General features: G+C 65.6%; 24 protein-coding genes and 1 riboswitch. Of the genes, 10 read left to right on the forward strand and 14 right to left on the reverse strand.

Annotated elements, in window-relative coordinates; all coding sequences use genetic code 11:
* Window positions 1-19: 19 nt before the first annotated feature.
* The 7 genes from V5F68_RS04845 to V5F68_RS04875 all read right to left on the reverse strand — a co-directional run bounded on the left by V5F68_RS04845 (window position 20) and on the right by V5F68_RS04875 (window position 7,730).
* On the reverse strand, window positions 20-853 hold the full coding sequence (locus V5F68_RS04845; RefSeq protein WP_394013513.1) for a carbohydrate ABC transporter permease: 834 nt from the start codon (window positions 851-853) through the stop codon (window positions 20-22).
* Window positions 850-1,773 (reverse strand): carbohydrate ABC transporter permease, encoded by a 924-nt coding sequence (locus V5F68_RS04850; RefSeq protein WP_394013514.1) that lies wholly within the window; start codon window positions 1,771-1,773, stop codon window positions 850-852. The genes V5F68_RS04845 and V5F68_RS04850 overlap by 4 nt, the downstream gene beginning before the upstream one ends.
* A 61-nt stretch (window positions 1,774-1,834) precedes the next feature.
* Entirely contained in the window at window positions 1,835-3,103 is a 1,269-nt protein-coding gene (locus V5F68_RS04855; protein WP_394013515.1) for an ABC transporter substrate-binding protein, read from the reverse strand.
* Between the two features lie 53 nt (window positions 3,104-3,156).
* Entirely contained in the window at window positions 3,157-4,230 is a 1,074-nt protein-coding gene (locus V5F68_RS04860) for an ABC transporter ATP-binding protein (protein ID WP_394013516.1), read from the reverse strand.
* On the reverse strand, window positions 4,227-5,009 hold the full coding sequence (locus V5F68_RS04865) for a DeoR/GlpR family DNA-binding transcription regulator (protein ID WP_394013517.1): 783 nt from the start codon (window positions 5,007-5,009) through the stop codon (window positions 4,227-4,229). Before V5F68_RS04865 ends, V5F68_RS04860 begins: the two co-directional genes overlap by 4 nt.
* Window positions 5,010-5,277: 268 nt before the next feature.
* On the reverse strand, window positions 5,278-6,993 hold the full coding sequence (locus V5F68_RS04870) for a dihydroxy-acid dehydratase (RefSeq protein WP_394013984.1): 1,716 nt from the start codon (window positions 6,991-6,993) through the stop codon (window positions 5,278-5,280).
* A 17-nt stretch (window positions 6,994-7,010) separates the two neighbouring features.
* Complete coding sequence (locus V5F68_RS04875) at window positions 7,011-7,730, reverse strand: GntR family transcriptional regulator (RefSeq protein WP_394013518.1); 720 nt, start codon at window positions 7,728-7,730, stop codon at window positions 7,011-7,013.
* A 261-nt stretch (window positions 7,731-7,991) separates the two neighbouring features.
* Here V5F68_RS04875 and V5F68_RS04880 point away from each other — a divergent pair, with 261 nt between their 5' ends.
* Together V5F68_RS04880 and V5F68_RS04885 are read left to right on the forward strand one after the other, a co-directional pair.
* The gene (locus V5F68_RS04880; protein ID WP_394013519.1) at window positions 7,992-9,284 is read left to right on the forward strand and encodes an MFS transporter; all 1,293 of its coding nucleotides are present in this window, start codon (window positions 7,992-7,994) and stop codon (window positions 9,282-9,284) included.
* Window positions 9,277-10,170, forward strand: a complete 894-nt coding sequence (locus V5F68_RS04885; RefSeq protein ID WP_394013520.1) for an amidohydrolase family protein — start codon at window positions 9,277-9,279, stop codon at window positions 10,168-10,170. Before V5F68_RS04880 ends, V5F68_RS04885 begins: the two co-directional genes overlap by 8 nt.
* 123 nt (window positions 10,171-10,293) lie before the next feature.
* Here the strand turns inward: V5F68_RS04885 and V5F68_RS04890 are convergent, their stop codons facing one another.
* The 7 genes from V5F68_RS04890 to V5F68_RS04920 form a co-directional block, all read right to left on the reverse strand.
* Window positions 10,294-11,100 (reverse strand): shikimate dehydrogenase family protein, encoded by an 807-nt coding sequence (locus V5F68_RS04890; protein WP_394013521.1) that lies wholly within the window; start codon window positions 11,098-11,100, stop codon window positions 10,294-10,296.
* Window positions 11,097-12,671 carry an aldehyde dehydrogenase (NADP(+)) gene (locus V5F68_RS04895; protein ID WP_394013522.1) on the reverse strand — a complete coding sequence of 525 codons (1,575 nt, stop codon included), beginning with the start codon at window positions 12,669-12,671 and terminating at the stop codon, window positions 11,097-11,099. The genes V5F68_RS04890 and V5F68_RS04895 overlap by 4 nt, the downstream gene beginning before the upstream one ends.
* Before the next feature lie 84 nt (window positions 12,672-12,755).
* Window positions 12,756-13,682: a dihydrodipicolinate synthase family protein gene (locus V5F68_RS04900; RefSeq protein WP_394013523.1), complete on the reverse strand. Its 927-nt coding sequence runs from the start codon at window positions 13,680-13,682 to the stop codon at window positions 12,756-12,758.
* A gap of 73 nt (window positions 13,683-13,755) precedes the next feature.
* A complete protein-coding gene (locus tag V5F68_RS04905) occupies window positions 13,756-14,559 on the reverse strand; it encodes a transporter substrate-binding domain-containing protein (protein ID WP_348846890.1) in 804 nt (267 codons plus the stop codon).
* 50 nt (window positions 14,560-14,609) lie between these two features.
* The gene (locus V5F68_RS04910; RefSeq protein ID WP_348846889.1) at window positions 14,610-15,350 is read right to left on the reverse strand and encodes an amino acid ABC transporter ATP-binding protein; all 741 of its coding nucleotides are present in this window, start codon (window positions 15,348-15,350) and stop codon (window positions 14,610-14,612) included.
* Between the two features lie 66 nt (window positions 15,351-15,416).
* Complete coding sequence (locus V5F68_RS04915) at window positions 15,417-16,061, reverse strand: amino acid ABC transporter permease (RefSeq protein WP_394013524.1); 645 nt, start codon at window positions 16,059-16,061, stop codon at window positions 15,417-15,419.
* A gap of 7 nt (window positions 16,062-16,068) precedes the next feature.
* The gene (locus V5F68_RS04920) at window positions 16,069-16,752 is read right to left on the reverse strand and encodes an amino acid ABC transporter permease (protein WP_394013525.1); all 684 of its coding nucleotides are present in this window, start codon (window positions 16,750-16,752) and stop codon (window positions 16,069-16,071) included.
* Between the two features lie 237 nt (window positions 16,753-16,989).
* Here V5F68_RS04920 and V5F68_RS04925 point away from each other — a divergent pair, with 237 nt between their 5' ends.
* From V5F68_RS04925 to V5F68_RS04960, 8 genes are all read left to right on the forward strand, one after another.
* On the forward strand, window positions 16,990-18,534 hold the full coding sequence (locus V5F68_RS04925; RefSeq protein ID WP_394013526.1) for a D-arabinonate dehydratase: 1,545 nt from the start codon (window positions 16,990-16,992) through the stop codon (window positions 18,532-18,534).
* The gene (locus V5F68_RS04930) at window positions 18,510-19,523 is read left to right on the forward strand and encodes a GntR family transcriptional regulator (protein ID WP_394013527.1); all 1,014 of its coding nucleotides are present in this window, start codon (window positions 18,510-18,512) and stop codon (window positions 19,521-19,523) included. Before V5F68_RS04925 ends, V5F68_RS04930 begins: the two co-directional genes overlap by 25 nt.
* 145 nt (window positions 19,524-19,668) lie before the next feature.
* Window positions 19,669-20,055: a DUF2946 domain-containing protein gene (locus V5F68_RS04935; protein WP_394013528.1), complete on the forward strand. Its 387-nt coding sequence runs from the start codon at window positions 19,669-19,671 to the stop codon at window positions 20,053-20,055.
* Window positions 20,056-20,180: 125 nt separating this feature from the next.
* The gene (locus V5F68_RS04940) at window positions 20,181-22,412 is read left to right on the forward strand and encodes a TonB-dependent receptor (protein ID WP_394013529.1); all 2,232 of its coding nucleotides are present in this window, start codon (window positions 20,181-20,183) and stop codon (window positions 22,410-22,412) included.
* 622 nt (window positions 22,413-23,034) lie between these two features.
* Complete coding sequence (locus tag V5F68_RS04945) at window positions 23,035-23,604, forward strand: copper chaperone PCu(A)C (RefSeq protein ID WP_394013530.1); 570 nt, start codon at window positions 23,035-23,037, stop codon at window positions 23,602-23,604.
* 112 nt (window positions 23,605-23,716) lie between these two features.
* The gene (locus tag V5F68_RS04950; RefSeq protein WP_394013531.1) at window positions 23,717-23,902 is read left to right on the forward strand and encodes a hemin uptake protein HemP; all 186 of its coding nucleotides are present in this window, start codon (window positions 23,717-23,719) and stop codon (window positions 23,900-23,902) included.
* Window positions 23,903-24,085: 183 nt separating this feature from the next.
* Window positions 24,086-24,309: riboswitch (cobalamin riboswitch) on the forward strand.
* Window positions 24,310-24,343: 34 nt separating this feature from the next.
* Window positions 24,344-25,021, forward strand: a complete 678-nt coding sequence (locus tag V5F68_RS04955; protein ID WP_394013532.1) for an energy-coupling factor ABC transporter permease — start codon at window positions 24,344-24,346, stop codon at window positions 25,019-25,021.
* 554 nt (window positions 25,022-25,575) lie between these two features.
* Window positions 25,576-25,881: a hypothetical protein gene (locus V5F68_RS04960; RefSeq protein ID WP_394013533.1), complete on the forward strand. Its 306-nt coding sequence runs from the start codon at window positions 25,576-25,578 to the stop codon at window positions 25,879-25,881.
* Window positions 25,882-25,909 lie beyond the last annotated feature (28 nt).

A 25,909-nucleotide genomic window follows, 5' to 3' on the forward strand; every position in this document is an offset into this window, starting at 1 on the left:
CAGGCGAGAAGGCCTTGGCCTAGCGGATGCCGACGCGCAGGAAGGCCTGGATGAACTGACGCTGGAAGATGAGGAAGGCAATCATCAGCGGCGCCACGACCATGAGCGTCGCGGCGCTGATAATGGAAATGTTGACCCCGCTTTCCGGCGCGCCGAACAGCGAGAGGCCCACGGTGAGCGGCCGGGTCGCGGCTGAATTGGTCACCACCAGCGGCCACAGGAAGTTGTTCCAGTGGGTGGCGACAGAGACCAGCGCATAGGCGAGATAGACCGGCCGGGTGGCCGGCACATAGACCCGCCAGAGCACGCCCAGCCAGGAACAGCCTTCCACGCGCGCCGCTTCTTCCAGCTCCAGCGGCACGGACTTGAACGCCTGCCGCAAGAGGAAGATGCCAAAGGCGCTTGCGACATAAGGCAGGCCCATGCCGGCGATGGAATCGAGCAGGGCGAGGCGCGAGACCATGGCGTAATTCTCGACGATCAGAACCTCCGGCAGGATGAACAGCTGAAGTAGGACCAGCACGAACAGCGCCTCGCGTCCGGGAAAGCGGAAGCGGGCGAAGGCATAGCCGGCCAGCGTGCACAGGATCAGCTGACCCACGAGCGTGAAGGTCACCAGCAGCAGCGTGTTGAGCGCATAGGTCAGCCAGGGCGCGGCGGCCCAGGTGGCGCGGTAATTCTCGAGGGTGAAAGGGGAGGAGAGCGAGAAGTCGAGCGCCTGCCCCGGCGGGTGAAGCGAGGCCCAGGCGGCGAACAGCAGCGGCGCGATCCACACCAGCGCGAGCAGCCACGCACCCACGGCGTCCAGCGCGTCGCTCCAGCGGATCGGATGGCGAGAGGCGGGCGCGGTCATCGATAGTGGATCCGCTTTTCAAGGATGGTGAACTGGAAGACGGCGACGGCCCCTAAAATCGCCAGCACCAGCACGGTCAAAGCGGTCGCATGCGCCGCGTCGAAATAGGAAAAAGCCATTTCCCAAATCCAGTAGAGGACGAGCTTCGTCGCATTGTCCGGGCCGCCCTTGGTCAGGATGAACAGATGGTCGATGAGCTTCACCGAATTGATGAGCGCATTGATGAAGATGAACGCCGTGGTGGGCATCAGGAGCGGCAGCAGCACGCGGCGCAGATAGGTGAGGCGCCCCGCGCCCTCCACCAGCGCCGCCTCCTTGAGGTCGGGCGGAATGGTCTGCAGCGCGGCCAGATAGAAAATCATGAAGAAGCCCGCCTCCTTCCACACCGTCACGACGATGATGGCAAAGAGCGCGGTCTGCGGCTGGCCGAGCCAGTTGACCGGCGGCAGGCCGAACAGGCCGGTGAAGCTGTCGATCACCCCGAGCCCCGGCGTGTAGAAGAACAGCCACAGGTTCGCGGCCGCGATCATGGGCAGAATGGTCGGGGTGAAATAAGCGCCGCGCACGAAGCCGCGCAGCGGCAGACGGGCGTCCGCCCACAGGGCCATCACCAGCGCCAATGCGATGGAGACGGGGATCGTCACCGCGGCATAGAGAAGATTGTTGCCCACCACGGTCCAGAAGGCGGGATCGTGGAAGAGGTCGGTATAATTCTCCAGGCCGTTGAACACCGCCGGCCGGCGCGCGGTGCCGCGCGAGAAGAGGCTCGCCCAGAAGGTCGTGGCGGTGGGCAGGAAAGCGAACAGAGTCAGGAGCGTCAGCGCGGGCGCGAGCAGCATCCAGCCATAGAGGGCATGGCGGCGGCGCTGTTGCCGCGCGATCGTATCCAGCACGCGTGTCGGGGCACCTGTCTGGGGCATGGGTGGCTTTTTCATCATGCGGGGGGCGATCTTTCGCCCCCCGGCGCGTTTCGCGGATAAATCAGTGCTTGTAGGGCTTGAGCAGCTGATCGGCGGTGGCCTGGGCGGCCTTGAGCGCCTCGGCCGGGCTCTTGGTGCCGGTGAGCGCCGCCTGCACGGCGTTGTTCAGCGCCTCTCGCACCCGGGCGGTCTCCCACGTGGAGAATTCGGCGATGGCGACCTTGAGCTGGTCACGGGCGACGAGGGCCTGCGGGAAGTCCTTGCCATAGGCTTTCAGCTTCTCGGTCTCATAGGCGGCCGGGCTCACGCCCACATAGCCGGTGGCGATGGACCAGTCGGCGGCGCGCTCGGGCGCGGTCATGTAGCGGATCAGCTTGAGGGAGGCGGCGCGCTCCGCCTCGGAGGCATTCTTGAACAGGTAGAAATTGCCGCCGCCGGTGGGTGAGCCGGGCTGCTTGTGAGCCGGAAGCTCGGCGACGCCGAAATCGAACTTCGCCTCTTTCTTCACGGCGGTGAGGTTGCCGGTGGTGTGCCACATCATGGCCGTCTGGCCCTGCACGAAGGCCTGGCGCAGCGTGCCCCATTCCACGAGGCCGGCGGGCGAGATCTTGGCGTCGGTGGTGAGCGACCGCCAGAAGGAGAGCGCCTCGATGACGGCCGGATCGTCGAAATAGACGCTCGCGCCGTCCTTGCTCATCAGTTCCTTGCCGTTCTGGATGGCGAAGCACTGGAACATCCAATAGGCATAGCCGGTGCCCGGCACCATCAGCCCGTAGCGGCCGTCCTTGGTGAGCTTCTTGCCCGCCGCGACCATCTCGTCCCAGGTCCGCGGCGGCTTCTCGGGGTCCAGCCCCGCCTCGCGGAACATGTCCTTGTTGTAGAACATGACGATGGTGGAGCGCTGGAAGGGGATGCCCCAGGTCTTGCCCTCGACGCGGCTGTTGGCCATCAGCGCGGGATAGAAGCCGGCGAGCCAGGCTTTCTCTTCGTCGGTCTTCACCACGTCCTCGAACGGAACGATGAGGTCCTGCTCCACGAGATCATAGGCATCGATGGAGAACAGCACGGAGAGCTGGGCCGGTTGGCCGCTCTTGAGCGCTGCCAAGGCGCGCACACGGGTGTCGTCATAATTGCCGGCATAGACCGCGTTGACGTGGACCTCCGGGTTCTCCTTCTCGAACCCTGAGATCATGTCGTCGATCACCTTCGTCAGCGGCCCGCCGACGGCGATCGGGTAATACATCGTCAGCTCGGTCTTCGCGAAGGCCGGCATCGTGGCGGCGGCAAACAGGCTCGCCGCCGTGGCGGCAGCGGTGAAGAAACGTCTCATGGTCAGTGTCCTTCTGGCCTTGGGGGAACGCATACAAAGGTGAACGGGATGGGTCAGGGCGCCGGGGGCGCGGCGGCGCGGATGCTGCGGCCGCTATCGCGATCGAACCAATGGGTGGCGCTGTCGGCCCAGGACAACGAAAGCGCCGTGCCGGGGGCCGGCTCGATCCGGCCGGGAACGCGGGCGATAATCTCGGGCCCGCCTTCGATCCTCAGATAGACGAAGGTCTCCGCGCCGAGGAATTCGCTCGCCACCGCGATGGCCGGCAGCCATCCGATGCCCGCAGGCTGGAGGCGTAGCGTCTCCGCGCGCACGCCGGCCATGAGCTGCGCGCGGGCATGGCCCGGCGGGGGCTCGGGCATGCCCGCCAGGTCCGCCGGGATCAGCGTCATCGGCGGCGAGCCGATGAAACTCGCGGCGAATGCTGAGGCCGGCGCCTCATAAAGCGCGGCGGGCGTGCCCTGCTGCTCGATCCGGCCCTCGCGCATGAGAATGACATGGTCCGCCATGCCCATCGCCTCGGTCTGGTCGTGGGTGACATAGACCACGGTCATGCCGAGCCGCCGCTGCAGCGCGCGGATCTCCTGGCGGACCGAATGGCGCAGCTTGGCGTCGAGGTTGGAAAGTGGCTCGTCCATCAGGCACAGGGGATGGTCGGCGACGATGGCGCGGGCGAGCGCCACGCGCTGGCGCTGGCCGCCGGACAACTGCGCGGGCTTGCGTGCGTCCAGGCCCTCAAGGCCGGTGAGCGCGAGTGCGTCCTTCAGCTTGCGCTCTCGTTCCGCGCGCGGCACATGGCGCACCCTGAGGCCGAACACGATGTTCTCCGCCACCGTGAGATGGGGAAACAGCGCATAGGATTGGAACACGATGGACAAGCCGCGCGCGGACGGCACCAGCCCGGTGACATCGCGGCCGTCGATCTCAACGCGCCCAAGGTCCGGCGTCTCGAGGCCGGCGATGAGGCGCAAGGTGGTGGACTTGCCGCAGCCGGAGGGGCCGAGCAGCACCGTGAACCCGCCGCGCGGGATGGCGAGGGAGACATCGTCGACGCCGCCGCCGCCCTCGAACAGCCGGGTCACGCCGTGAAGGCGCACGAAATTCCCAGAGGCCGCTCGCATGCTCATGCCGCTTCCTCGGTGGCGACGCGGACCCGCGCGCCGAGGCCGTCCTTGCCGAACAAGGCATCGAACGGGGGCGGCGGCGGTGCGTCGAGCACCAGCAGGTCGATGCCGGAAAGATGCCCGCCGCGTGCCGGTGCCGGCCGCCCGAACTTGCTGACGTCGGCCACCAGGATCGAGCGGCGGCAGCTTTCGAGCATGGCGGACCGGGCGAGGACTTCGGCGCGATCGAAATCGACCAATGTGCCGTCGGGCTCGATGCCGCCGACGCCGAAGACGCCGAAATCGACCCGGTAATTGCGGTACATCTCCTCCACCTGCGGGCCAAGCACATCACGGTCGGGCAGGCGCATGGCGCCGCCGGGAATGATGATGCGGTTGGAGGGGGTGACGCTCAGCGCCATGGCGACGTTGAGATTGTTGGTGATGACGATCAGGTCTTCGTGGCTTTGCATGGCGAGGGCGACGAATTCCGGCGTCGTGCCGATGCCGAACGACAGCGAGGCGCCGTTGGGAATGAGGCTCGCGACGAGGGCGCCGATGGTCTGCTTGGCCGTGGGATGGACGATGCGGCGCGAGTCGTAGGCGAGGTTGAGGCGGGGCGCTTCCACATATTCCGCCCCGCCGCGCCGCCGGCGCAGCAGATTGGCATCGCACAGGGAGTTAATGTCCCGCCTGATGGTCTGCGGTGTGACACAGAAATGCTCCGCGAGCGTCTCCACGCTCAGGAAGCCCCCCTGGCGGGCGAGTTCGACGATATCCTGCTGTCGCAACGTGATGTTCATGCCCGCCCGTCTGCATGTTCATTTGAACATTGGGCGGACCGTAATCAGGTTCGTTGAACGCACGGTGTCGGTTGCATGACGTTCAAATGAACGAGCGGTGTCGAAGCGCGAGCGAGACCGCGGCCATCGCGGCCTCGCTCGCGTGCAACGGGCTGGGGGATCGGCATCCTGCCCGGGCCGATGCCGTTGCATGGCCCAGGGCGAAAACGGACGCCTGGAGCGGTGACTCTACGAGGTTCGGCCGCGCAGTGCTATAGCGGACACCGTGCTAATCCCCCACGGGGACCGGACGCAGAAAGTCGAAGTCGCAGCCCTGGTCGGCCTGGAGCACCTCGCGGTAGTAAAGCCGCGCATAGCCACGCTGGGGCGCGAGGCGTGCGGGTGGCTGATCGCGCCTGCGGTGCGCCAGTTCATCCTCGCCCACCAGCAGGTCGATGGTGCCGGCTTTGACCGATAGGCGGATGCGGTCGCCGTTGCGCACCAGGCCGAGCGGGCCGCCTGACGCAGCGTCCGGGGCCACATGCAGCACGATGGTGCCGTAGGCGGTGCCGCTCATGCGCGCATCCGAAATGCGCACCATGTCCTTGACCCCCTGCCGTGCGAGCTTTTGCGGGATCGGAAGATAACCGGATTCGGGCATGCCCGATGCGCTGCGCGGCCCGGCATTCTGCAGCACCAGGAAATCGTCGGGTGCGACGTCGAGGTCCGGGTCGTCGATCCGTGCGGCGAGATCCTCCAGCGAGGTGAACACCACCGCGCGTCCCTCCCGTTCGAACAGCGCCGGATCGGCGGCGGCGCGCTTGAGGATCGCGCCGCGCGGGGCGAGGCTTCCGAATAGCGCCACCAGCCCGCCCTGGGGCTGGAGCGGCGCATCCAGGGGCTTGACCACGGTGCGGTCGACAAACGCGGGCGCGGGAGCAAGGCGTTCGCCGAGGGTCTCGCCCGCCACAGTCATGCAATCGAGGTGCAGGAGCGGCTTCAGTTCGCGCAATACCGCGCCGATGCCTCCGGCAGCATGCAGATCCTCCATGTAATACGGGCCGGTGGGCTTCAGATCCACCAGGACCGGGGTGGTGTCGGAGAGTTCGTTGAGGCGCTTGAGGTCGATGTCCACGCCGGCGCGCCCGGCGATGGCCGTGAGGTGGACGATGCCGTTGGTGGACCCGCCGATGGCGAGCAGCACCCGGATCGCATTCTCGATCGACTTCTCGGTGATGATATCGCGGATGGTGATGCCGGCCCGCGCCAGGGCCAGCGCGGCGGCGCCAGACGCCTCGGCGGCGCGGAGGCGGTCCGCATGCACCGCGGGAATTGCGGCGGTGCCCGGCAGCATGATGCCCAGGGCCTCGGCGATCGAAGCCATCGTGCTGGCGGTGCCCATCACCGCGCAGGTGCCGGTGGTGGTGGCGAGATTGCCTTCCACCTCCCCGATGGTCGCGTTATCGATTTCGCCGGAGCGGTACTTCGCCCAGAACCGCCGGCAGTCCGTGCAGGCACCGAGCCGCTCACCGCGCCACCGGCCGGTCATCATGGGGCCGGTCACCAATTGCACCGTCGGCAGGCCCGCCGAGACCGCGCCCATCAGCTGCGCCGGCACGGTCTTGTCGCAGCCTCCCACCAGCACCACGGCATCCATGGGCTGGCCACGGATCATCTCCTCGGTGTCCATCGACATGAGGTTGCGGAAGAACAGGCTGGTGGGATTGAGGAACACCTCGCCCAGCGAGATGGTGGGGAATTCCAGGGGCAGGCCGCCGGCCGCGAGGACGCCGCGCTTCACCGCCGCCACCAGTTCAGGCACGTTGCGGTGGCAATTGTTGAACTCACTGTAAGTCGAGGCGATGCCCACCACGGGCTTATTCAGCAACGCCTCGGAATAGCCCATCGACCTCGCCATGGAGAGCCTGAGGTAGCGGGCGAAATCCCGATCGCCGTAATTTGTGAGCCCGCGGGCCAGGCCGGCGGGGGAATGGTCTTCGCTCATCTCGATCAAGCTCGAATCTAGAGGGAGTCGCGGGGAACCTGGCCGAATGCGCGCAGATACGCCGCTTTGGAGGCGGGGAGGTGGTTGCGGCACAGGTCCACCAGGAGATCGCTGTCCAGCGCTTCGATCGCCGCGATCATGGCATGGTGTTCCTGGCGCGCGGCTTCGCGTTCATGCGGGGCGGTGAGCACCAGGAAACGGATGCCGTGGGCGCGCTGGGCTGCGGCCGTGATGGCTTCCGAGAGGAAGACATTGCGGCAGCAGCTGAACAGCTTGCGGTGGAAGGCGAGATTGGCGCGGAAGATGGCGGCGACATCGCCGGCGGCGATCGCCATGTCATGAGCCGCCTGGAGGTCCTTCAGTTCCGCGAGGTCGTCCGCAGGCATGGGAAGCGCGATCAAGCGCGCCGCCTCGGCCTCCAGCAACCCGCGCAAAACGTAGAGTTGTTCGACCTCGTCGACGGTGTAGCTGCGCACCTGGGCGCCGCGGTTCGGGATACGCTCGATCAGGCCCATCCGATCGAGTTCGATCAGCGCCTGCCTGGCGAGATGCCGCGTCGCCCCGAAGCGCGTGATCAGATCCTCTTCGATCAGGCGCTCACGGGGGTGCAGGCGGCCCAGAACGATATCTTCCTCCAATGCGGCGACCATCGCCTCGAGGGTGGCCGGCTCCGGCCTTCCTGCGGTGCGGCCATCATTGCCGGCAAGGCCGGCGGGCGCAGCGCGAACGGTTCTCATCAACCCAAAGCTCCTGTCGCTGGAACGCTCTCAGCTCTCTCTCATACACCAACGTCAAGGCACCCCGACCGTCAAGATATTTATCGCCGAGATTATTGACAATCTAATTGACGCGAAATTTTGCGTCTCCTACGGTGTCGTCCCATCGCGATGCTGCGCCAGTTCCTCCGAAGGGCGCTTCATTCGAACCAAAATAAAAATAGGGGTGCGCAATCCTGAGATTCGCCGAAGGCGATCCAGATGCGTCTGAGGGAGACTAAAATGAGTATTACGCCTGCGACTGACGGGTCTGTGCCAGCAGAAGATCTGAGCCTGAGCGGATTTTTCCGAAACATGACTGCGCCGGAGCGGCGCACATTCTGGGCCTGCTTCATGGGCTGGGCCCTTGATGCGATGGATTTCATGATCTACCCGCTGGTGATCGGAACGATCATCGCGATGTGGCAGGTGGATCGCGGCATGGCGGGCCTCGCTGTCACCGGCACCCTCATCGTCTCCGCGCTCGGCGGCTGGCTTGCGGGCTTCCTCTCCGACCGCATCGGGCGGGTGCGGACCCTTCAGATCACCATCCTGTGGTTCTCAGTCTTCACCCTGCTGTGCGCCTTCGCCCAGAATTTTGAGCAGCTGATGATCATCCGCGCCCTGCTGGGCCTTGGTTTCGGCGGCGAATGGGCCGCTGGTGCCGTGCTGATCGGGGAGACCATTCGGGCGCAGTATCGCGGCCGTGCGGTGGGAACGGTCCAGTCGGGTTGGGCCGTGGGCTGGGGCGCGGCGGTGCTGCTGCAGGCGGTCTGCTACACCTTGCTGCCGCCCGAGGTGGCGTGGCGCTGGATGTTCGGGCTCGGCGCGATTCCCGCTTTGCTGATCTTCTTCCTGCGCCGCTATGTGGAAGAGCCGGAGGTATCTGCAGTCACCCGCCAGCTGGAAGGCAAGACCAGGGATCGCCCCTCCTTGTGGGAGATCTTCTCTCCCGGCGTCCTGAAGATCACGCTGCTGACGGCCCTGCTCTGCACGGGCGCGCAGGGCGGCTACTACGCCGTGACCACCTGGCTGCCCACTTATTTGCGCGTGGAGCGCGGGCTGACGGTTGTCGGCTCCACCGGCTATCTGGCGCTGCTCATCGTCGGCAGCTTCATCGGCTATGTCTGGGGCGCCTATCTCGCGGATCGCATCGGCCGGCGCCGCCTGTTCATCCTGTTCTCGATCCTCGCCTCCATTCTCGTGGTCGCCTATACGCAGTTGCCCCTGTCCAATCAGGTCATGCTGTATCTGGGCTTTCCGCTTGGCATCTGCGCCTCGGGCTATTTCTCCGGCCTCGGCGCCTTCCTCACCGAGCTTTTCCCGACCCGTCTGCGGGGGTCCGGCCAGGGATTCGCGTACAATTTCGGGCGCGGCATCGGGGCTCTGTTCCCGGCATTGGTGGGTTTTCTCTCGTCCAAGATGGCGCTTTCCAGTGCCATTGCGATCTTCGCTGTGTTCGCTTACGGACTGCTGCTTCTGGGGGCGCTGGCTCTGCCAGAGACCCGTGGAAAGGTGCTGCATCCCGATGAGTGATCCCATAATCCAAAAGGGAGAGCCGCCGGCCTGTCTTGGGCCGGATCCCCATCCGCGAGGAGCGAGCCGCTTCAAGGTGCCGGCGGGGGCGGTGGACACGCACGCCCATGTCATCGGTGCGCCACCGGACTATCCCTTGATGCCGAACCGGAGCTACACCGCTCCGGTCGCCACGGCCGCCGATTATCTCGGCATGCTGGACGCCACCGGCATGACCTATGGCGTGCTGGTCCAGGTCAGCGTCCACGGCACCGACAACCGGCTGATGCTGGAGACGTTGCGGGCCAACCCGGCCCGCCTGCGGGGCGTGGCCGTGGCGGACCTCGGCCTGCCGGACGCCGTTTATGCGGAGCTGAAGGCGGCGGGAGTCGCGGGGTTGCGCATCAACGCGCTGTTCGGCGGCGGCGTCAGTCTCGACCTCATGGAGCGCTACGGGGACTTGTGCGCCGAGATGGGCTGGCATCTCCAGTTCCTCCTGGATGCGCGGGACTTGGGCGAACTCGGGCCACGCATCCGCAAGCTGCGCGCGCCGGCGGTGGTGGACCACATGGGCCATTTTCCGGCATCGGAAGGCATGGAGCACCCTGGGTTCCAGGAGCTCCTGAGGCTGGTGGCGGAGGGTGCTTGGGTCAAGCTTTCCGGCGCCTACCGCCTTTCCGTCGAGGGGGCGCCCTTTCGGGACACGATCCCGCTGGCGCGCGCGCTGGTCGAGGTGGCGCCCGAGCGATGCGTCTGGGGTTCGGACTGGCCGCATGTCTCAACATGGACGCCCATGCCCAATGTCGGCGACCTGCTCGACCTGCTTGCCGACTGGGTTCCCGACGAAGCCACGCGCAATCGCATCCTCACGGAAAACGCACACCGCCTCTATGGCTTCAAATCCTGAAACGTGCGTTTGGCGGGACCCTTGGGTCCCGCTCCCGGCACTTGCGACGTCGGCTTGTTGATGGGCCGCGGCCGCGCCCCGATCCTGCCGGCAGCGAGATGGCCGGCGGCGGGCGCGAGGGGCCTAGATGCCGAAGAAGTCGGCCATCAGTTCGAGCTGGTGCTCCAGCATGGGCCGGCCCAAATGGATGCGGCAGCCGGCTTCGCGCGCACGCGCCAGTAGCGGCGTGATCTCCGGTTGCATGATGATCTCCGCGACCACCATGGACGCGGACAGGCGCGCGGCGTCGAGTGGAAGCGGATCATCCGGCTTCATGCCGAGCGAGGTGCCGTTCACGACGATGTCGTGGCCGGACGGATCTTCGCTGCCCGGGGTGATCGACACGCCGGGATGCACGGCGGCGATCCGATCGCACAGATCCTGTGCCTTGGCGCGGGTGCGGTTAGCGATGGTCAGATGGGAGACGCCCTCTGCCGCCAGAGCGAAGCCGATGGCGCTCGCCGCGCCGCCCGCGCCGGCGAGATAGATCCGCCGGCCTTTCAACGCCACGCCCGCGCCGAGAACACCGGCGACGAAGCCCGCCCCGTCCAGCATGTCGCCCTGGAGGCGGTTGTCTGAAGTGCGGCGGATGACGTTCACCGCGCCCATGGCCTGTGCCCGCGCGCTCACCTCGTCGCAATGGGCCACCATCGCCGCCTTGTGGGGCACCGTGATGATGGCGCCGTCGAAGCTCTTGAGCGTGCGCAGGCTGTCCGCGAAGGCGGCGAGGCGCTCGGGCGCCACCTGGAATGGCACCATCACCGCATCGCGGCCGCGCCGCTCGCAGATCGCATTGATGCCGGGCGGCGCCTTCACATGGGCGATGGGGTCGGCAAGAATGCCGAGCACCCGCGTGTGGCCCGTGATCTGCGTGATGCTGCGTGCGCTCATGCCTGGAGCTTTCCATCCAGCCGCTTCGGCAGGCCTGCAGCGCCCGCGCCCTTCAGTTCCGGCGGCAGCAGCGCGTCGGGCAGGTCCTGGTAGCTGACCGGACGCAGGAAGCGGGCGATGGCGAGCGTTCCGACCGAGGTGGACCGCCCGTCGGCGGTGGCCGGGAACGGGCCGCCGTGGACCATGGCATGGCATACCTCGACGCCGGTGCCGAAGCCGTTCACGAGGATGCGCCCCACCTTGCGCTCCAGCATGGGCACGAACTGCCGCGCGGTGGGATAATCCGCCTCGTCGATGTGCAGGGCGGCCGTGAGCTGGCCTTCCAGGCTCTCCAGCACGCGGGTCAGGTCCTCGACCGTCGCGCAGCGCACCACGAGAGAGGCGGCGCCGAAGACTTCCGCCTGAAGGTCGTGATGGGCGAGGAAGTCCGCCGCGGTGGTGGTGAACAAGGCGGCCCGACCCTTCAGCGCGCCGTCGGCCTGTCCGCGTGCCACCTCTTTCACCGCGCTGTGGCAGGCCAGGATTTCCACGCCGGAATTGTAGGCGGCGAGGATGCCAGGCGTGAGCATGGTGGCGGAAGGCTGGCCGGTGATTGCGGTCGCGGCAGCGGCGAGGAAGTCTTCGAGCCCTGGCCCTTCAAGCGCCAGAACCAGTCCGGGATTGGTGCAGAACTGCCCGGCGCCCAGGCTCAGGGCCGCAGCAAATGCCGTGCCGATCTGCGCGCCGCGCGCGGCGAGCGCCGCCGGAAACAGGATGACGGGATTGATGCTGCTCATCTCCGCATAGACCGGGATGGGCTCGGCGCGCTCTGCCGCGATCTTCATGAAGGCGGTGCCGCCGGCGCGCGAGCCGGTGAAGCCGACCGCCTTCACCCGGTGGTCCGCCACCAGCCCTTGGCCGACCTTGCGGCCGCTGTCGTACAGCAGGGAGAAAACGCCCTGCGGCAGGCCGCGATCCGCCACCGCCTTCTGCACCGCTTTGCCCACGAGCTGGGAGGTGCCGGGATGGGCGGAATGGGCCTTCACGATCACCGGGCAGCCGGCCGCAAGGGCGGAGGCGGTGTCGCCGCCGGCGACCGAGAAGGCGAGCGGAAAATTGCTCGCGCCGAACACCGCGACCGGGCCGAGCGGCACGTTGCGCAGGCGCAAGTCGGGGCGGGGCAGGGGCTTGCGCTCGGGCAGGGCGGGATCGATGCGCAGGTCGAGGAAGCCGCCGTCGCGCACCACCTGAGCGAACAGCCGAAGCTGGCCGACCGTGCGGCCACGCTCGCCTTCCAGCCGCGGGCGGGGCAGGCCCGTTTCCAGCATCGCCCGCTCGATCAGCACATCGCCCACATCCAGGATGTTCTGCGCGATGGCTTCGAGGAACAGAGCCCGCTCTTCCAGCGACACGGCGCGATAGGCGTCGAACGCGGCGTCCGCGAGCGCGCAGGCGCGTTCGAGGTCGTCCAGTGTCGCGCCCCCGAAAGCGGGTGCGAGCGGCGCGCCGCTCGCTGCTTCCACCGCCCGGACCTCGCCGAGCGTGCCGGGCCGAGAGTCGGCGCCAATCAGCAGATCCGTGGTGATGGTCATGTCGGTCATCCTTCGTCGAGGTCCGGGCGTGTTCGCCCGCAGTTCAGCCTGGGCCGGATCGATATGGAAAGCGAATTCCGAGGGTCACTTACCCCAGCGCAGCACCAGGGGATCAAGTTCCCGGGCAATTTCCAGCAATCCTTCGCGGGTCGCGGGATGCACCGGCTCCAGCGGATGGCGCACCGCGTCGGAGGAGATCACGCCGCCCTCCATCATCGCGATCTTCGCCGCGCGGAGCCCGCACTGGCGGTTCTCGTAATTGATCAGCGGCAGCACGCGGGCGTAGGCCTGGGCGGCCTCCGCACGCCGGCCAGCCGCGTGGTGCGCGAGTACCGGGAGCAGCAGGTCGGACAGAAGCGCGCTCGACATGACGCCCGTCGCCCCCGCATCGAGATCCGCCATCAGCGTGATGGCTTCCTCGCCGTCGAACGGCCCCTCGATGGCCTCGCCGCCGGCGGCGATGAGCGCGCGCAGCTTGGCGGCAGTGCCGGGCACCTCGATCTTGAAATAGCGCACCAGCGGCAGCTCGCGGGCGAGCCGCACCATGAACGGAACGGAGAGCGATACCCCGCTCAGCGGTGCGTCCTGGAGCATCACCGGGATGCCGGCGGCGTCCGCCACGCGGGCGAAATGATCGAAGATGGCCTGCTCGTCGAGGCGGATGCCGGCGCCATGATAGGGCGGCATGAGCATGACGAGGCTGGCGCCCGCTGCACGCGCATGGGCGGCGCGCTCGGCGGCGATACGGGTGGAGAAATGCGAGCACGTCACCATCACCGGCACGCGCCCCGCAACGTGGGTCAGCGAAAGCTCGGTAAGGATGCGGCGCTCTTCGTCGGTCAGCAGGAATTGTTCGGAATAATTGGCGAGGATGCAGATGCCGTCCACGCCCTGGTCGATCATGCAGTCCAGCACGCGGCGCTGGCCCTCCAGATCGAGGTCGCCATTGGCAAGGAACGGGGTGGGCGCGACGGGAAACAGCCCGCGATAGGGCTGGGTGGCGGCGGTCATGGCGGCTCCTGTAAGGCGGGGGCAGCCGGAGGGGACAGGGCCCCTCCGGACCGGCCGGGTGACGGGAGAAGGATCACTCGGCCGGGAGGTTCTCGGGCAGGGACTGGCCAAAATACTTCTTGTAGATATCGTTCAGCTTGCCATTTTTCAGGTTCGCCGCAACCCATTCGTTCACGGCCGCCTTCAGCTCGGGATCGGTCTTGCGCAGGCCGATGGCCATGGGATAGGCGGCCATCTCGATCTTCACTTCAAGCTGCTTGCCCGGGTTCTGCTCGGCGACCGCATTGGCGGTGGAAAGCGCGGCGGCTAGGATATCCTGCTGCCCGGTGGCGACCGCGGTGTTGGCGGTGGCCTCGTCCTCGTAGCGCACGATGTTGGCGGCGACCTTGGCGTCCTTGATGGTCCGCGTCAGTTCGATATCGGCGGTGGTGCCGCGCGCGACGGCGATGGACTTGCCAGCCAGGTCGGCCGCGCTCTTGATGGCCATGGACTTGGGCGCCGAGACCACCACCGGGATCACGCCGTAGGGGATGGAATAATCCACCACCTTCTTGCGCTCCGGGGTGATGGAGAAGGAGGCGATCACCAGATCCACCTTGCCGGCCAGCAGCGACGGCACGCGGTTCGCGCCCGAGACCGGCACCACCTCAAGCGGCACGCCGAGGTCTTGCGCCAGAAGCTTGGCGGTCTCCACGTCCGAGCCGGTTTCCTTGGCCTGCGCGTCCAGCATGCCGTAGGGCGGATGGCTGACGTCGATGGCCACCAGCAGCTTGCCGCGCTGCTTGATGCCGGCGGGCGTCTCGGCGCTGGCGGCCAGCGGGCCGGCGATCAGGGCAGCCGCGAGTGCAAGAGTGCCGGCAATGCGTGTCATGGTCATGGTTGAACCTCCTCCGAAATCTTGTTTTCTGATGGCGTTACGGGTGGGTGTCAGAGCCCGTTGCCGACGAACTGGCGCAGCTCGACGGTCTGGGGATTGGCCAGCATCTCGCCTTTGCCGCTCTCCCAGATCTTGCCCTGGTGCATGAACACCACGGTGTGGGCCACCGAGCGGGCAAAGGCCATTTCGTGGGTGACCAGCATCATGGTCATGCCGCCTTTGGCGAGCCGCTCGATCACTTTCAGCACCTCACCGGTCAGCTCGGGGTCAAGCGCCGAGGTGACCTCGTCGAACAGGATCAGCTTGGGGTGCATGGCCAGCGAGCGGGCGATGGCGACACGCTGTTGCTGGCCGCCGGAAAGTTGCTCGGGATAGCTCTGCGCCTTGTCCGCGAGCCCGACCTGCGCCAGCACCTCAACGGCGAGGTCGCGCGCCTCGGCTTTGCTGATGCGCTTCACCTTGCGGGGCGCCAGCGTCACGTTCTGCTCGACCGTCAGATGGGGAAACAGATTGTAGCTCTGGAACACGATGCCCACGTCCTGGCGCAACTCGCGCAGGTCGACGGTGCCGCTGTGCAGCGCCCGCCCGCAGACGGTCAACTCGCCGCCGTCCACCTTCTCCAGGCCGTTGACGCAGCGCAGCGCCGTGCTCTTGCCGGAGCCGCTGCGGCCGATCAGCGCCACCACTTGCCCGGGCGCCACGTCGAGGTCGATGCCCTTCAGCACGGCAAGCGAGCCAAAGTTCTTGCGCACGTCGCGGAAGCGCACGAGGGGTGCGGCGGGGCTGGTCATGGAAGGGCTCTCATGCAAAGCGACGGAAGGGGCGGGGGCTCTCATCTGAAGGGTCATGCCGTCTCCTCAGCCGCGGTGCAGCCGCCGCTCGAACCGGCTCGCCAGCAGCGACATGGGAAAGCAGATGGCGAAATAGATCAGCGCCGCGATGGTGAACACGGTGAACGGCTTGAAGGTGGAATTGTTGATCACCTTGGCCGAATAGGTCAGGTCGAAGAAATTGATGACCACCGAATAGGAGGTGTTCTTCACGATCTGCACCAGGAACCCCACCGTGGGCGGCACCGCGATGCGCAGCGCCTGGGGCAGGATCACGAATATGAAGCGCTGGGTGGAGGTGAGCGCGAGGCACTCGCCCGCTTCCCACTGAGTTCTCGGCACGGCGAGGATGCAGCCCTTCCAGATCTCGCCGAGATAGGCGCCCGCATAGAGCGTCATGGCGACGCCCGCCGCCACCAGCGCCGGCACGTCGAAGCCGCCGATGCTGATGCCGAAATAGACCACGAACATGATGACCGGCAGCGGAATGCCCTGCACGAGCTGCACCAGCGCGCCGGACAAGGCGCGGGCGAGCTTGCTGTGGGCGGAACGCGCCAGCGCGACGGGCAGGCCGAGCAGCGTGCCGCCGACGAAGCCGAGGAGCGAGAGGACGATGGTCCACCCCGCACCACGGAAGAGATAGGCGATCTGCTCGATGGTTAGTCCCAGCATCAGAGCCTCACAGCGGGGTGCCGAGCCGGCGGCGGCGGGGGAAGGAGACCTGGGCCACGCCGAGCAGCGTGAGGCGCAGGAGCGAGGCCATGGCAAGGTAGATGACGGCGATGACGAGGTAGACCTCGAACCCGCGGAAGGTGAAGGACTGGATCATGTAGGCGACGCCAGTCAGCTCTTCCGCCGAGATCTGCGACATGATCGAGGTGGCCAGCATCATCAACACGAACTGGCTGACGAGCGCGGGATAGACGCGCTCCACCGCCTGCGGGAGCTGCACCGACCACAAGGCCTGGCTCGGCTTCAGCGCGAGGCAGGAGGCGGCCTCGATCTGGCCCTTGGGAATGCTCATGAAACCGGCACGCATGATCTCGGCGGTATAGGCGCCGACATTGATGACGAGGGCGATTACCGCCGCCGGAAACGGGCCGATCCGCACCTGCAGCACGGCGAGGCCGAAGAACAGCCAGAACACCTGGATGATGAGCGGCGTGTTGCGGATGCCTTCCACATAGATCACCACCGCCCGCCGCACCCAGGGCGGGCCATAAAGGCGGCCGACGGCGCAGAGCGTGCCGAGCGCGAACCCCGGCAGGATGGACGCGGTGGTCATTCCCAGGGTCAGCCAGATGCCGTGCCATAGGTCTGGTAAATATTCATCTAGAAAGGAGAAATCAAATTCGTAGGACAAGGCAAAGACCCGCGTCTTTGGAAGCGAAATTCATCGCGTTCGATAAGTATACCGGCTCGTCATGACGATACGTAACGCTTCCATCTCCAAGCAGTGCTCGGGGTCTGGATTTTTGTGGTGTTATTTCAGGGGCATAGGCGTTCTTTCCTGCCTAATTTATTATCATTTTTCTATTGACTGGAGGACATCTAACATGATTGATTGATGCACGCAATAATCATTTTAACGGACAATTCCATGCTGACGACGCCCATGGCCTCCCCGGTGATCCAACTGAACGCGCGGGACAATGTGGCTGTGGCCCGCTCTCCCATTCCCGCTGGGACGCCGGTGCAGGCGGAGGGGGGCGTCATCCTCACGCAGTCCGAGATTCCGAGCGGGCACAAGATGGCGATCCGCGCGATCGCGGCAGGTGAGCCGGTGCTGAAATACGGTCAGGTCATCGGCATCGCATCCGCCGACATCGCCCCCGGCACGCACGTGCACCTGCAGAATCTCGCCATGCAGGAGAGCGGCGTCGATCACCATTTTGCCGAGGACGCCCGCCCCACCCCGCTGCTGCCCGAGGGCGAGCGCCGCACCTTCGAAGGCTATGTGCGCGCCGACGGGCAGGTGGGCACGCGCAATTACATCGGCATCATCACGTCGGTGAATTGCTCGGCGACGGTGGCGCGCGCCATTGCCGACGGGTTCAATCGGGGCGGGGGCCTCGACGGTTTCGAGAACGTTGACGGCGTGGTGGCGCTTACGCATGGCACCGGCTGCGCCATCAACACCAAGACCGAGGGCTACGCCTATCTCACCCGCGTGCTGAGCGGCTATGCGAAGAACCCCAATTTCGCAGGCATCCTCATGATTGGCCTCGGCTGCGAGACCAACCAGATCGACCCCATCGTGAAAAAGTTCGGGCTTGAGGAAGGTCCGTTCCTGCGCACCATGACCATCCAGCACCTTGGCGGCACCCGCAAGACCGTGGAGGTCGCCTCTGGCATCATCCGCGAGATGCTGCCCGTCGTGAACGCCGCAAAGCGCACCACCGTGCCGCTCTCCGGCCTTAAGGTGGCCCTGCAGTGCGGCGGATCGGACGGCTATTCGGGGATTTCCGCCAATCCGGCGCTGGGCCATGCGGCAGACCTCGTGGTGCAGCACGGCGGCACCGCGGTGCTGAGCGAGACCCCCGAAATCTATGGCGCCGAGCACCTGCTCACCCGCCGGGCGGTGACGCCGGCGGTGGCGCAGAAGCTCGTGGACCGCATCGAATGGTGGCGCCGCTACACCGAGCGCAACGAGGCGGAACTGAACAACAATCCCTCCCACGGCAACAAGGCCGGCGGCCTCACGACCATCCTGGAAAAGTCGCTGGGCGCGGTGGCCAAGGGCGGCACCATGCCGCTTGAGGCGGTCTATGAATATGCCGAGATCATCGATCGCACGGGCTTTGTGTTCATGGATACGCCCGGCTACGATCCGGTCGCCGTTACCGGCCAGGTGGCGGGGGGCTGCAACGTGATCGTCTTCACCACGGGCCGGGGCTCCGTCTCGGGCTTCAAGCCTGCCCCCTGCATCAAGGTCGCGACCAACAACGAGATGTACGAACACATGCAGGAGGACATGGACGTCAATTGCGGTGGCATCGTCACCGGCGAGGACTCCATCGAGGCGGCCGGAGAGCGGATTTTCGAGAAGATCATCGCCATCGCTTCGGGCGCCCATACGCTGAGCGAGGATTTTGGCTTCGGCGACAACGAATTCGTGCCATGGCAAATCGGCGCGGTCACCTGACCGGCGGCAAGGAGGCGCCGGTCGTCGACCGGACGCCCGCCTATGCGCTGATCGCGGAGCAATTGCGCCGCTCCATCTCCGGCGGCTCCCTGCCGGAGGGCGCGGTGTTGCTGGAGGGGCCACTCGCGGCCCTGTTCGGCTCCAGCCGCTCGCCGGTGAAGCAGGCTTTGTCCGAGCTTGAAAGCGAAGGGCTGTTGAGCCGGTTCGAGGGGCGCGGCCTGTTGGTCGGGCGCACGGAGACCCCGCAGCGCGTCAAGATCACCTCGGCCATGCTCCAGATGCACGCCGAGCCCCCGGCCGCCGCCAAGTCCTTCGCGTGGCAATCGCTCTATTATGATTTCGAGCGCGAGATCATCCTGCGTTCGGTATTCGGCCGCTTCCGTGTGAACGAGCTGGCTTTGGCGCGCCATTTCGACGTGGGGCGCACGGTGGCGCGCGACCTGCTCATCCATGCGCGCGAGGTGGGGATCGTCTCCAAGGGCGAGAAATCCCACTGGTGGATCGTGCCGCTGGACGAGGCCCGCTTCCATGATCTCTATGAGTTGCGCATCCTGCTGGAGCCGGTTGCGCTGGAAAGCGCCATCGGCCGGATTCCGACGGCGCAGCTCGACATGGTCGAAGCCCGTCTGAAGGACGTGATCGCGCGCTTCCCGCAGGTGGACATTTCCGACCTGGACGTCCTTGAGGCGGATCTGCACATCGATTGCGTGAGCCATGGCGGGAATCCGGAAATCATCGAGGCACTGCGGCGCACGCGCTGCATTCTGGTGTCGGGCAAGCACATCCAGGTGGCGCTGAAGCGCCCGACCTTGGTGGACCCGTTCATGGACGAGCACCTGGATATCGTGCGGGCGGTGCGGCGCGGCAGCGGGGCTGTGGCGAAGAAGGCGCTGGTGGCCCATCTGCGCGCCTCCAGCCAGAAGGCCGCCGAACGTCTCGCCGCCTTCCGTGCCTCTCAAAGCGTGCCCCACCTGCCTTATATCGCCTGAGGCCATCGGCGCGCGCCGTGCCCGCCGCGCGGATTGGGATCCACGGCTCCAAGACCTGACGTTGAGCGGGATGGGACATTTTGGCCGCCCATCGGCTCTGTATTTCCGCACCGGCAGGCCGCAGGATAGGTGCGGGGAGTCGGGGATGATCGAACGCCTGAGGCACGGGTGGGGTGGCGCGCGCGCTGTGGCGTGGACGGTCGTCTATGCGCTCGTGCTGCAAATCGTCCTCACGAGCGCGTTCCTCGCCAGCCGTTCCCTCGGTCCATCCTCCGACGCGTTCCAGATCTGCCTCAACGATCCCTCCGCGCCAAAGCCGAAGGGGGACAGCGACGAGCGCTCGAAGGCGTTCGTCCATTGCCCCCTTTGCCTGTCGCGCGTGGATCTTGCGATCCTTCCATCCGCGCCGGCGACGCCCGTCATCGCGCGCCTGGCAGTCGTATTCCAGTTCCACCTTTACGAGGGTGCAGACCCGACATTGTCCGGTGTGCGTGTGGCGCACCGGCCTCGAGGACCGCCGATCCTAGGCTGACCTGCCGCCGTCGCGTCCGCACGGTCGTCCTCTCCTGTTTTGCCCAAATCGCCGAGCTCCCGAGCGGCAGCGCGCCTCTGCGCGTGCCGTGCCGTGGCTCGCGGCTATCGAAATTTGGAAACGCCATGACACCCCAATCCATCAACCCATTTCACCGCGCCCTGCGCCGAACCACGGCCTTGGTTCGGCCCTCCCTCGCAGCTCTGTGCCTCACCCCGTTCGCGCTCGGCGCCGCGATGGCGCAAGCGGTGCAGGATCTGCCGACCATCATGGTCCGGCCCTCGACCCCCGCCGCCCTCGCCGGAGGACAAGGCTTCGGCCCCTATACGCCCGCCGACACCGCCTTCATTTCCGCCCCCGAAGCCCAGAATGCGACGCTGTGGACCAGCGATTCCGGTTCGCTCATCTCCCGCATTCCGGGGGGCGCGACCTGGGGCGCGGGCGGCGTGTCGAGCCTGCCGGTCGTGAACGGCATGGGGGCCGACCGGGTGCAGGTCGCCATCAACAACATGATATTCAGCCCGGCCTGTCCGAACGAGATGAACCCGCCGATGTCCTATGTGAACCCGGCCATGATCTCTTCGGTGAAGGTCTATACGGGTACGGCGCCGGTGAGCGTCGGCGGCGACTATACGGGCGCGAAGGCGGACGTGACCGTCGCCCCGCCGAAATTCACCCCCGGCCAGGCGCTCAATGTGTCCGGCAGCCTGTCCGGATTCTATCGCAGCAACGGCAATTCCTACGGCACTGACTTTAACGGCACCGTTTCGAACCAAGACACCAGCGTCACCTATACCGGCGGCTGGGCGCGGGCGAGCGATTACACATCCGGCAACGGAACGGTCATCAAGTCGACCATGTATGAGACCCAGAACCATTCCTTGACCATCGCCAAGCAGGTCAACCAAAGCCTGTTCACCTTTCAGATCGGCGGTCAGTTCATCCCGTACCAAGGCTATGTGAACCAATATATGGACATGGTCGACAATAAGAGCATCTATGCCAACGGCAATTACGAGGGCCTGTTCGACTGGGGCAAGCTCGAAGCCTCGATCTTCGCCAACCGTGTGCGCCACACCATGGGCTTCATCCAGCCGGACAAAACCGGCGAGATGCCCATGGACACCCGCAGCACGGATCTCGGCTATAAGGTGAAGGGAACCATCGGCACGTCGGCCATCGATATCGTGCGTGTCGGCAACGAGCTTTATTACAACAACCTCGACGATTGGTGGCCGCCGGTGGCAGATTCCATGATGATGGGGCCGAATACGTTCGAGAACATCAATAACGGCCAGCGCCTGCGCTTCGGCTATTTCGGCGAATGGGAACGTCATCTCGACGCACAATGGACCACCATCATCGGCCTGCGCAATGATATCGTCTGGATGAACACCGGCGACGTCCAGGGCTATAATGAGATGATGTACGGCGCGAACGCCGCCGCCTTCAATTCCCAGAGCCACGCGCGGACCGACTTCAACATCGATGGCTCGGCCATCCTGCGCTACGAGGCCAACGCCTTCAGCCTTTACGAGCTCGGCCTGTCCCGCAAGACGCGCTCGCCGAACCTTTACGAGCGCTACGCGTGGTCCACCAACGGCATGGCCATGCAGATGATCGGCTGGTTCGGCGACGGCAACGGCTATGTGGGCAATCTCGATCTGGTACCGGAAAAGGCGCACACCGTGAGCTTCACGGCGGATTGGCACGATCAGGCCCAGAAGGTTTGGCAGGTGCGGGTTTCGCCCTATTACAGCTATGTGCAGGACTATATCGACGTGCAGCGCTGTGCCCTGCCGGGATGCCTCGCGAACCTGCCGAACAACCTCACCGCCGACAACACCTTCGTCTATCTGCAGTTCGCCAATTACGACGCCTGGCTTTATGGCGTGAACATCGACGGCAAGCTGGCGCTGTGGGAGGATCGCACCTACGGCCAGGGTGCCTTTCGCGGCAGCCTGAACTTCGTGCGCGGACAACGCACCGACGGGGTCAATCTCTACCACATCATGCCGGTCAACGCGACGCTGGCGCTGGACCACACCCTCGGCAATTGGACCTCCAGCGTCGAGGTTCAGCTGGTGGGGGCGAAGACGCAGGTCAGCCAGGTGCACAACGAGCTGGAGACTTCAGCCTATGCCCTGCTGAATTACCGGACCAGCTATACGGCGGGCCAGCTCAAGGTCGATTTCGGCATCGATAACATCCTCGATACGCAATACGACCTGCCGCTTGGCGGCGCGAACCTGGTCAATTACCAGGTCTCCAGCATGATGGGGACTTCGGCGGCCTGGGGCTACCCGGTTGCCGGGTATGGACGCTCGATCAATACACGGGTGACCGTATCGTTCTGAGGCTTCGTCAAAGCAAGCGACGGCGGGGCGAAGTGGTCATCGCCGTCGCGCGCGCTCCGGCGAAGACCTGTCGCACGATTTGGTCTACGATTGTCAGCGTCGCACTGTCATACTGCCACCGCACGAACCTTTGAGACATCTGATCTTGGTCAAGCCGCGCACTAGCTGGAGAGCCTGGACCGCCATCGCCGCGGCCTATCTGCTCGTGCTTCAGATGCTTGTGGTGGGGCTTGCCGCGGGAGCCCAGGCGGCCCAGACAGCGGCCCACGGACCGGATGCGTTCGGCATTCTCTGCTCCAGTTCCCCGGCCGAGGATGGCGCCCCGAGCGGGGGCGGGGCTCCCTCCCATCATGACGGGTTGGACTGCTGCGTCATGGGTTGTCCCATGTTCGGGCCGGCCGCCGCACCGCCCCCGGCGGCGGAGGGATTCGTCCCGCCGGTCCGCCAAGCGGCGTCGATGCGGATCGGTGGCACGCACCTTTCCGCCGTGCCGGCTGAACGCCATTCTCCCAGCCTTGCCAGAGCTCCACCCGCGATCGCCTGACGCCTGCGCTTGCGCAGGTTCTATCCAGCGATCGTGACATCCGGTCCCCCATAGGAGGCCGCATCGTGGAGCCAAGCCATGTCGAATATCATCCGCATTCCCGGCGCGTTCTCGCGCCTCTGCCGCCGCATGTATCTGGAAGAGGCGCTGGCCGCCCTGGCCTTCGCCATGTTCCTGCTGACCCTCTCCGCCCAGGCCCTGATGGCCCACGAATTCAAGGCCGGCGCCATCGAGATCGAGCACCCCTGGACCCGTGCGACGCCGGACGGCGCCAGCGTGGGTGCCGGCTATCTGGTGCTGAAGAACGACGGCGCGACGCCCGACCGCCTCGTCTCCGCCACCGCCGAGGCCGCGCAGAAGGTGGAAATCCACGAGATGGCCATGACCGACGGGGTGATGACCACGCGGCCGGTGCCGGGCGGCCTCGTCGTGCCGGCGCACGGTTCCGTCGCGCTGAAGCCGGGTTCCTATCACCTCATGCTCATGGGGCTGAAGCAGCCCCTGAAGCAAGGAGCCCTGGTCAACGGCACGCTGACCTTCGAGAAGGCGGGCACGGTGTCGGTTCAGTTCAAGGTGGAGTCGATCGCCGCCCAAGGCAGCAGCGACGGCGGCGGGCACGACCACATGACGATGCCATCCGGCAAGTGAGCTGCCGGTCGTTCGCGTCCGCCGCCGGTGATCCGGCCGCCTAATCACGCCGGGGCGGCGCGGCGCGTTTCGCCCGCCCTTCGCCCGAACTCCGGCAGAGGAGCCGCCTTCCATGGGCATCATCAAGCTGAGACCCGTGCCGTCTCCCGAAACGGCGGTGCGCACCATCGCGATGGCGGACGGACGTCTGGACAGCACCGATCTCTTTCGCGCGGCGCGCACGGTGCGGATCGTCCATGGCGACCAAGTCTATACCCTGACGCTGACCTCCAAGAACAAGCTGATCCTCACCAAGTAATCGTTTGCGCGGGGGGGGGCGGTCTGGGGCGGGAGGCTTGTGGCGGGGCGTGCATGCTTATTCCGGGCGAGGCATGGGCCGCGCATGCCGGCCGGATCCCCGCGCGCCTGTCTTCAGGCGACAAAGAATCCGCAGTTCGGTGCGCGTGGCCGCGCGGACGTCTTGACAGAAAGCGGAGGTTGGCCGCTCCTGAACGCGCATGGTTCTTCCGGCATGACGTACGTGCCGGAAGTGAAATGGGAACGGGGGAGGGGCGATGACGCCCTGAGCCCCGACCGCCCCCGCGACTGTGAGCGGCGAGCGGCCTTCCACGATGTCACTGAAGCGATCCCCCAAGGCGCTTCGGGAAGACGGAAGGCATGCGGCGACCCGCGAGTCAGGAGACCGGCCAGGCGCTTGGATCTAACACAGGCCGTCGGGTGAGACGGCGGAGGAGCAGTCATGCATATCGAACCTGGTCTCGTGGATAGCGGGAAAATCTGGCTCAGCTACGTCACTGCGGCGGGCGCCGGCGGCTATGCCGTGAAGCTGGCCTATGAGGCCGTCCGCGAGCGCGGCATCCTCTCCCTTGTGTCGCGCAGCGCGGCGGCGAGCGCCCTCGTGTTTTCTTTCTTCGAGGTGCTCCCGCATTATCCCGTCGGCGTCTCGGAGGTTCATCTGATCCTCGGCTCGACCCTGTTCCTGATCTTCGGCATGGCGCCGGCGGCCATCGGCCTCGCCACCGGCCTACTGGTGCAGGGCATCTTCTTCGCTCCGTTCGACCTGCCGCAGTTCGGCATGAACGTGACGACGCTCCTGGTGCCGCTGTTCGCCTTGCAGGTGGTGGCCCAGAAAATCATCGCCCCCAACACGCCTTATGTGGACTTGCGCTACCGCCAGGCCCTCGCGCTCTCCACGACCTATCAGGCGGGCATTGTCGCCTGGGTTGCCTTCTGGGCGCTGTATGGCCAGGGCTTTGCGGCGGACAATGTGGCGGCGATTTCCACCTTCGGCGGTGCCTATATGCTGGTCATCATCATCGAGCCTTTGGCCGACCTCGCCGTGCTCGGCGCCGCCAAGGCGCTGAGCCGCCTGCGGGGCTCCCTGCTGCTGGAGAGCCGCCTCTACGACGCCGTCTGAGACGCGTCTCGCGAGTCCCCGTCGTCTTGGGATCGGCCTGCGAGCGCGGTGCTAAAGGGCGGGCGCCTGATGGTGCCCGTGTCCACCGCGCCTGTGGGCTTACATGCGGCGATCCGTGTACCAGGGCTCGCCCGTGTTCGCGTCCAACGGTTGCGTTTGCTCATGAATGGAACTTTTGCCTTACATAAATGTTGCATCATGCAGAGCGGCAAAAGAAAAATCCGAAATCTGAGATTTTAAATATCTTTGTGATTTCAATTAATTTTACGCCAAAAATTGGTTTTATTAGGCGAAGGATTGTAATTCCGATATTCGAGATTATCTCAATACAGATATCGGAATTTCTGAGCGTGGGCGTCGCTGGCGGATAGACCGAATTCTATCTGCGATCTGAAAGCACGTGCGCGTGCGCACATCGGTGCCGTTGTCCTGCTTCTATCGCCGTCTTCAGAATTTGGAGATGCTGCGGAGCGGTTCTGCTTGGATCTTAAACGGAAATTCGATGCCTCATTCAGATGTGGCAAGAGCATTCCATGTTTATTTGAGGATTGACCATGCGTTATATCGGTGGAGTTGCAGGCGAAGGCATGCTGAGGTGCGATGGGCAGGAAATAGGTCGGGCGACCTATGATTTCGACAGCTTCTTCAATGCACCTGTCGGCATCACCAGTTCCGGCGAAATCCGGCTTTCGGCGGCAGCCCTGCGTGGGGTGTTCGGTCGCCGCGTGGTTCAATTGCTGACTGACGACGGGCGCCTGTTGCAGCTGACCTTCTCCGACAAGGAGCTGCGTCTGGAAAGCGATGCGGCCCATGTGGACGTCACGGATGTCCCCTCCGTCGCGTCAAGCCGGCGTCACTAAGCACTGCAGCTCGCGCATCGCGCCAAAC

The organism is Roseixanthobacter pseudopolyaromaticivorans (assembly GCF_043195145.2).
Classification (GTDB): Bacteria; Pseudomonadota; Alphaproteobacteria; order Rhizobiales; family Xanthobacteraceae; genus NCEH01.

Coding starts and splice junctions, on each gene's coding strand:
- V5F68_RS04845 (WP_394013513.1), bottom strand. CDS start 853: ATGACCGCGCCCGCCTCTCGCCATCCGATCCGCTGGAGCGACGCGCTG.
- V5F68_RS04850 (WP_394013514.1), bottom strand. CDS start 1,773: ATGCCCCAGACAGGTGCCCCGACACGCGTGCTGGATACGATCGCGCGG.
- V5F68_RS04855 (WP_394013515.1), bottom strand. CDS start 3,103: ATGAGACGTTTCTTCACCGCTGCCGCCACGGCGGCGAGCCTGTTTGCC.
- V5F68_RS04860 (WP_394013516.1), bottom strand. CDS start 4,230: ATGAGCATGCGAGCGGCCTCTGGGAATTTCGTGCGCCTTCACGGCGTG.
- V5F68_RS04865 (WP_394013517.1), bottom strand. CDS start 5,009: ATGAACATCACGTTGCGACAGCAGGATATCGTCGAACTCGCCCGCCAG.
- V5F68_RS04870 (WP_394013984.1), bottom strand. CDS start 6,993: ATGAGCGAAGACCATTCCCCCGCCGGCCTGGCCCGCGGGCTCACAAAT.
- V5F68_RS04875 (WP_394013518.1), bottom strand. CDS start 7,730: ATGAGAACCGTTCGCGCTGCGCCCGCCGGCCTTGCCGGCAATGATGGC.
- V5F68_RS04880 (WP_394013519.1), top strand. CDS start 7,992: ATGAGTATTACGCCTGCGACTGACGGGTCTGTGCCAGCAGAAGATCTG.
- V5F68_RS04885 (WP_394013520.1), top strand. CDS start 9,277: ATGAGTGATCCCATAATCCAAAAGGGAGAGCCGCCGGCCTGTCTTGGG.
- V5F68_RS04890 (WP_394013521.1), bottom strand. CDS start 11,100: ATGAGCGCACGCAGCATCACGCAGATCACGGGCCACACGCGGGTGCTC.
- V5F68_RS04895 (WP_394013522.1), bottom strand. CDS start 12,671: ATGACCATCACCACGGATCTGCTGATTGGCGCCGACTCTCGGCCCGGC.
- V5F68_RS04900 (WP_394013523.1), bottom strand. CDS start 13,682: ATGACCGCCGCCACCCAGCCCTATCGCGGGCTGTTTCCCGTCGCGCCC.
- V5F68_RS04905 (WP_348846890.1), bottom strand. CDS start 14,559: ATGACCATGACACGCATTGCCGGCACTCTTGCACTCGCGGCTGCCCTG.
- V5F68_RS04910 (WP_348846889.1), bottom strand. CDS start 15,350: ATGACCAGCCCCGCCGCACCCCTCGTGCGCTTCCGCGACGTGCGCAAG.
- V5F68_RS04915 (WP_394013524.1), bottom strand. CDS start 16,061: ATGCTGGGACTAACCATCGAGCAGATCGCCTATCTCTTCCGTGGTGCG.
- V5F68_RS04925 (WP_394013526.1), top strand. CDS start 16,990: ATGCTGACGACGCCCATGGCCTCCCCGGTGATCCAACTGAACGCGCGG.
- V5F68_RS04930 (WP_394013527.1), top strand. CDS start 18,510: ATGGCAAATCGGCGCGGTCACCTGACCGGCGGCAAGGAGGCGCCGGTC.
- V5F68_RS04935 (WP_394013528.1), top strand. CDS start 19,669: ATGATCGAACGCCTGAGGCACGGGTGGGGTGGCGCGCGCGCTGTGGCG.
- V5F68_RS04940 (WP_394013529.1), top strand. CDS start 20,181: ATGACACCCCAATCCATCAACCCATTTCACCGCGCCCTGCGCCGAACC.
- V5F68_RS04945 (WP_394013530.1), top strand. CDS start 23,035: ATGTCGAATATCATCCGCATTCCCGGCGCGTTCTCGCGCCTCTGCCGC.
- V5F68_RS04950 (WP_394013531.1), top strand. CDS start 23,717: ATGGGCATCATCAAGCTGAGACCCGTGCCGTCTCCCGAAACGGCGGTG.
- V5F68_RS04955 (WP_394013532.1), top strand. CDS start 24,344: ATGCATATCGAACCTGGTCTCGTGGATAGCGGGAAAATCTGGCTCAGC.
- V5F68_RS04960 (WP_394013533.1), top strand. CDS start 25,576: ATGCGTTATATCGGTGGAGTTGCAGGCGAAGGCATGCTGAGGTGCGAT.